A 6,455-nucleotide genomic window follows, 5' to 3' on the forward strand; every position below is an offset into this window, starting at 1 on the left:
GTGTTCGGCGGGCTGGCCCTGGCGCGCCTGGCGCAGAGCCGGGCGCTCGGGAAGACCGCGACCACGGCCGTGCTGGCCGTGGTCTTCGGGTACTCCTTCGCGTATTCAGCCTATGCCGACCAGGTCTTTACCCGGCTCGATACCCGGTATGCGAGCACCCAATGGATTCTGGTGAACATCCCTCCAGGGAATAGCCTGGAGATGCTCCACGACATCGCCTGGCTGGCGTCAGCCCGCATCATCCCCCGGTATCAGGTCCTGTACCTGGGCCGGAGCTCGCGCGACCCGGCGGGGGGGAGCCTGTTCAAGATCAGCGAAAGCGGGGTCCCGGAGCTGGAGAGCCGCCGTCTGGCCGCCCATTGTGACCGGCTGCGCAGCGGAGCGATCTCGGGGGAGTACGTCCTCGCATTCCTGGACAACGTGGCCGATCGTGATGGCCCCGACTCGGTGCCGGGGTGCCGCGGGCTGATCCGATGGCTCGTGCGGGGAGGCGGGGGGTACACGCTGGTCAAGGAGTTCGTGCCGGCCAACCACAAGGTCCGTGCGGGGTGGCCCCCGGGCCTGAGCTATCCGCGCACCTTGCTGTGGCACCCGATCCCGGACGCCTACACCTCCCCGGCCATCCTGGTGTTCCGGCGGCAGAAGGTCCCCGAGGCGCGCCCGGCCGACATGGCGGGCGCGGGCGTGGCGGCCCCCGGTCCCCGCGGAGAGGGCGGGTGAACGGCGCGGCCTCTGGCGGACCGGGCGGGGCGCGATGGCTGCTCCCGGCCGGGGCAGCCTGCGCGGTCCTGGCGGCGTTCGCGGCGCCGGGTCCCTTCTTCGCGCTGGCGTTCCCCGCGTACTTGCTCCTCAAGGCCCGCCAGCGACACCTCTTCGAGGGGCGCCGGGCCCTCCTCGTGACCCTGGTGGCGGCAGCGGTGCTGCGGCTGAGCCTCGTGCTGGTCTACCAGGCGGCGGTCTACTGGTCCCGCCTGAGCGTGGACTTCTTCGGGGACGCCCGCGGCTACACCCATGTTGGCCTCTACATCGCGAGCCTGCTCCGGGGCGAGATGGTCAACGCCGGGGAGGATGCCTTCGCATCCTGGTTTGTCGCCCATGAGGCGCCGGGCCTCAGGGAAGGAGGGTATTGGACGGACGCCGGTGGCTTCCCGTCCCTGCTAGGGTATCACGTCAGCGCGTACTCGTATGCGATGGGATGGCTTTTCGCCATCTTCGGCTTTTCCCCGCTGATGATCAAGCTGCTGAACAGCATGTTGAGCGTCTGGACGGGCGTCGTCGTCTATCTGCTGGCCCGGGATCTCTGGGGGGAGCGAGCGGGAGTCGCCGCGGCGGGGGCCTTCCTCTTCTTCCCCTCGGTCGTGTTCTGGTCGATCACTGGGCTCAAGGATACGGTGATCATCGCAGGCCTCGTGACCTGTGTCTGGTGTGCGACCCGTTACCTACGGGATGGTGGCGCGGGATACCTGGTGCTGGGGGCCGGCCTGACGGGGGCGGCGTGGACGATCCGGACCGCCCTGGTCGGGCCCCTTGTCCTGGCGCTCCTGATGGCTGTGGCCACGAGGATGGCGCGGGCGCTCGGAGGGGTCGCGCCGAGGATCTTCCTGACCGCCGGGATGATCGTTCTGGGCGGCTGGCTGGCGATGTCCTACCCGTCCATCATCTCCTTCTCAAAGAGCGTGTCAGAGGGGTGGGTTCACGGCGAGGGGACGGTGTACCGGATCTTTCCGGCCCGGTTCTACCTGGAGGAGAACCAGGCTTCTCCCAGCCTCACGGCAGGGGAGCTCCTCGGCGTCTTGCTCATCGCGACGGCTTACGGAGTCTTCTCCCCCTTCCCCTGGGAGATCACAACCAACCTTCAGCGCATCGCCCTCCCCCAGGTGCTCGTCTGGTATGGCCTGTTCCCCTTCTTCATCATCGGGCTGCGCCAGGGTCTCCGGCAGTCCCGAGCCCTGCTGCCGATGCTTGTTCTGGGCGTAGGCCTGGTGGGGATCATCGCCCTCGGCTCGGGCAACGTGGGATCGGCCTTCCGGCACCGCGACATGCTCACGCCATTTTACCTGGTATTGGCGTCGGGGGGCCTTTGCCATATACTAGGCTGGCCAAAAGCGGACGGAGTGGGATGAAGGTTCTCTACATCTCATACGATGGGGCCACCGATCCCCTTGGCCGCGCGCAGGTCCTGCCCTATCTGGGTGGGCTTCGGCGAGAAGGATTCGGGTTCACCCTCCTGAGCTTCGAGAAGCCACAGGCCCTGCGGATGGAAGGGGAGCGGGTGCGGGGACTGCTTGACGCGGAAGGCATTCGCTGGGTTCCCCTGGTGTACCATAAGGCACCACGGGTGCCGGCTACCCTCTACGATATGTTGGCGGGGGTCATGGCGGGGAGCCGGCTGGTCCGGCGCCACGGCATCGACATGATCCACGCGCGCAGCTACATTGCTGCGGGGATCGCGTACGTCCTCAAGAGGCTCCACGGGGTGCCGTTTCTCTTCGACATGCGGGGGCTCTGGGTCGACGAGCGGGTCGAGGGCAGGCTGTGGCCGCAGGACTCCGTGCTGTACCGCACGGGGAAGCGATGGGAGCAGCGCCTCCTCGGGGCTGCCGACGCGGTCGTCATCCTGACCGAGCGGGGGCGTCAGGCGATCTCGGGGCTCGACTGCCTCAGGGGCCAGGCCGAGAAGGTCACGGTCATCCCGACCTGCGTGGATCTCGCCCGGTTCGTGGCAGATCTGCCCCATCCGGCCGACCAGGGCATGGGCTGCACGTTCGTCTACTCTGGCTCGCTCGGGACCTGGTACGGGCTGGAGGAGATGCTCGATTTCTTCCTGGAGGCCCGAAGGCGCATCAGCGCCGTGCGCTTCCTTCTGCTGACCTCCGACCCGGAGTATCCGGTGACGTCATTGCTGGAGCCCCGGGGGCTCCGAGATGGCAGCGTGGAGGTGGCGACGGCCGGCTACGAAGATGTGCCGCGCTGGCTAGCAGGTGCCGATGTCCTGGTCTACTTTACCCGCATGGGGTACTCCCGACAGGCCTGCTGTCCTGCCAAGTTCGGAGAGGCCCTGGCCTGCGGCCTTCCGATCCTGACGAACGAGGGGATCGGTGACATGGACGAGATCGTGGAACAGGAGAAGGTGGGCTACATCGTCAGAGGGCTGCAGACGGAGGAGTACGGGAGGGCGGCGCTGGCCGTCCGTGACCTGCTCGCTGAGGGGCCGACGCTCCGCTGGCGGTGCCGGGACGTGGCCCGGCGATATTTCTCGCTGGAGGAGGGGATCAGGCGGTACGCAGGGGTCTACAAAGGGCTGGCCGGCCGGAGGGGTCTCCGATGAGGGGGCCCTTCATCGTGGCCCGGCCCGGCAGGGGAGGTGCCCGGCCAGCGGTTCCACCTCAAATGCCGCCTGGGCTTCTTCCACGGGAGAGGCTGAGATGGCGGAAGTGGGCGTGATGGCCGGGAAGGTGCTGGTCACGGGGGCGAGCGGGATGCTCGGGAGCGCGCTCTGTCCGGAGCTCCGGAGCCGCGGTTTTCAGGTGATCGCCACCGACTGGCGGCCGGATGACCGGCTGGGGACACTCCTCGACGTTCGGGACTACGAAGAGGTCAAGCGGGTGGTGGACCGAGAAGCCCCCGAGATCGTCATGCACCTGGCAGCCGAGACGGACGTGGACCGATGCGAGATCGAGCCCGACCATGCCATGCTCACGAATGCCATGGGGACCGAACACGTGGCCCTGGCCTGTCGCCGGGCCGACATCCTGATGGTCTACATCGGCACGGCCGGGGTCTTCGACGGCATGAAACACACCCCCTACATCGAGTTCGACCTTCCCAACCCGGTCAACGTGTACGGGAGATCGAAGTGGGAGGGGGAGAAGCTGGTCGCCGGGCTTCTCCGCCGCTACTTCATTTTTCGAGCCAGCTGGATGGTGGGTGGGGGGCCCCGGGATAAGAAGTTCGTCCGGAAGATCGCCGAGCTGATCGCAAACCAGGATGAGGTCGCCGTGGTCAACGACAAGTGGGGGACCCCGACCTTCACATTCGATCTTGCCCGAGCGATGGTCGACCTCATCCAGACGACGGACCGCTATGGGCTTTATCATCTGGGCAACCAGGGCTCCTGCACCCGCTTTGAGCTCGCCCAGGAGGTGGCCCGGTGCCTGGGACGGGAGCAAGTCCGCATCAGACCGATCCCTTCAGCCGCCTTCCCGCTCCCGGCCCCGCGCGCGCGGTCAGAGATGCTGGAGAACTACAAGCTGCGACTCCTGGGGGAGGACAAGATGCCTCCCTGGCAGGAGTCCCTGGTCAGGTATCTACGGGAGTGGCCGGTGGGACAGGCGGTCCGGAGCGGCGGATGAGGGTCCTGTTTCTGGTGCCGCACCCCACCGAGGGGGCGAGCACCCGCTACCGGGTAGAGCAGTACCTGCCGTTCCTCGAGCGGCACGGGATCCAATGTACCCTGCGCCCCTTCCTCTCCTCCCGGTTCTACCGTCTCCTCTACCGGCCTGGTCGCTATGGCCTGAAGGCGCTGCACTTCCTCGCGCGGAGCGTGATCCGGGTCGGGGACTGCATCCAGGCCGGCCGACACGATCTGATCTTCATCCACCTGGAGGCCTATCCAATCGGCCCGCCGTTGATCGAGGAGTGGTTGGCGCGGCTCGGCCGTCCGATCGTGTACGACCTCGATGATGCCATACACCTGCGGGGGCGGGGCTGGCGTCACTCGGTGCTTGGCTGGCGTAGGCCGGCCGGGAAGATCCCCAGGCTGATCTGCCTGAGCCGCAGCGTGATCGTGTGCAACGGTTACCTCCGGGAGTACGCACGGCAGTTCAATCGGAACGTCGTCATGATCCCGACCTCGGTGGATACCGAGAAGTTCACGCCCCGAGCCCCGTCCGAATCCTCGGGGCCGATCACCATCGGCTGGATCGGGAGCCATACCACGGCGGCCTACCTCGAACCCTTCTTCCCTGTGCTCCAGGAGGTTGCCAGGAAGTACCCCGTGGTCTTCAAGACGGTCGGGGCCGGACGGGAGATCCAGATCGAGGGCGTCACCTGCGTCAACCTCCCGTGGCGCCTCGACCGGGAGATCGAGGACTTTCATAGCCTCGACATCGGCGTGTATCCGCTCCCCGATGACGAGTGGGTCAAGGGGAAGACCGGTTTCAAGACTGTCCAGTACATGGCGGTGGGCATCCCGTGCGTGGTCTCCAATGTGGGGCGGAACCGCGAGATCGTTCAGGACGGGGTGAATGGCTTCTTGGCCGGCACGGCAGCGGAGTGGACCCGCAAGCTCTCCATGCTGATCGAGGACGCCGAGCTGCGTCGAGTTCTGGGAACGAACGGGCGCAGCACGGTGGAGAAGGAATTCTCCTTGGAGAGGAACGCGCCCAAGCTGCTCGAAGTCTTGCAGACCGCCCAGGCAGCCGGGCCGGGGATGGGCGTTCCCGGTTAGTCATGCAGCCGGAGACGTACCTGATCACCGGAGGGGCCGGATTCATCGGGTGCAACCTCGCCGCCCGGCTCCTCGGGGCGGGCCGGCGGGTCATCATCTTCGATGACCTCTCGCGGAGGGGGGCCTGCGCGAACCTGACCTGGCTCAACGAGCAGTTCCGGGTGGAGTTCGTCCAGGGGGATATCCGACGTCCTGAGGATGTGGAGCAGGCCTTCAGGCGGGGCCGCGTGGACGTGGTGATCCATCAGGCCGCCCAGGTGGCGGTGACGACCTCTGTCGTGGATCCGCGTGTCGACTTCGAGGTGAACGCCCTGGGGACCCTGAACCTGCTCGAGGCGGCGCGCTGGAGCGGGATGGATCCGGTGGTGCTCTTCGCCTCGACGAACAAGGTCTACGGGAACCTGGCCGACCTGGTGATCGAGGAGGAGCCGCTGCGCTACCGCCTCCGGGACCTCCCGGCCGGCATCCCGGAAGAGCGTCCGCTCGCGTTCCACTCGCCGTACGGCTGCTCGAAGGGCGCGGCCGATCAGTATGTGCACGACTACGGGCGCATTTACGGCCTGCGCACGGTGAACTTCCGGCAGTCCTGCATCTACGGCTACCGGCAGTTCGGCGTCGAGGACCAGGGCTGGGTGGCGTGGTTCACCATCGCGGCGGTGCTCGGCCGGCCGATCACCATTTACGGCGACGGCAAACAGGTGCGCGACGTGTTGTTCGTGGAGGATTTGATCGAGGCGTATCTCGCGGCGGTTCGCCACGTTGAGCGCGCCGCCGGCCAGAACTTCAACATCGGCGGCGGTCCAGGCTGCGTGATGTCACTGCACGAGTTGCTCCGCCTGTTGGAACTAGGGTTGGGACGCCGGCTGGAAATCTCCTATGACCAGTGCCGACCGGGCGACCAGCGGGTCTTCGTGGCCAACGTGAATCTTGCGCGGCGGTTGCTGGGTTGGGAGCCGGTGGTCAAGCCAGCGGAAGGCGTGCGCCGGCTGCTGGAATGGGTGCAGCA

General features: G+C 66.9%; 6 protein-coding genes. All 6 read left to right on the forward strand.

Annotation, left to right across the window (positions count from 1 at the left end; all coding sequences use genetic code 11):
- A partial coding sequence (locus HY726_12045) for a hypothetical protein (protein MBI4609727.1) occupies window positions 1-720 on the forward strand: 720 nt, incomplete at its 5' end.
- Window positions 717-2,123 (forward strand): glycosyltransferase family 39 protein, encoded by a 1,407-nt coding sequence (locus HY726_12050; protein ID MBI4609728.1) that lies wholly within the window; start codon window positions 717-719, stop codon window positions 2,121-2,123. The genes HY726_12045 and HY726_12050, both read left to right, overlap by 4 nt.
- Window positions 2,120-3,328 (forward strand): glycosyltransferase, encoded by a 1,209-nt coding sequence (locus HY726_12055; protein MBI4609729.1) that lies wholly within the window; start codon window positions 2,120-2,122, stop codon window positions 3,326-3,328. Before HY726_12050 ends, HY726_12055 begins: the two co-directional genes overlap by 4 nt.
- Before the next feature lie 97 nt (window positions 3,329-3,425).
- On the forward strand, window positions 3,426-4,352 hold the full coding sequence (rfbD, locus tag HY726_12060; GenBank protein MBI4609730.1) for a dTDP-4-dehydrorhamnose reductase: 927 nt from the start codon (window positions 3,426-3,428) through the stop codon (window positions 4,350-4,352).
- Complete coding sequence (locus HY726_12065) at window positions 4,349-5,449, forward strand: glycosyltransferase family 4 protein (protein MBI4609731.1); 1,101 nt, start codon at window positions 4,349-4,351, stop codon at window positions 5,447-5,449. Before rfbD ends, HY726_12065 begins: the two co-directional genes overlap by 4 nt.
- A gap of 2 nt (window positions 5,450-5,451) precedes the next feature.
- Window positions 5,452-6,455 (forward strand): SDR family NAD(P)-dependent oxidoreductase (locus HY726_12070; protein MBI4609732.1); only part of this gene is annotated, 1,004 nt, incomplete at its 3' end.

The organism is Candidatus Rokuibacteriota bacterium, assembly GCA_016209385.1.
Classification (GTDB): Bacteria; Methylomirabilota; Methylomirabilia; order Rokubacteriales; family CSP1-6; genus JACQWB01.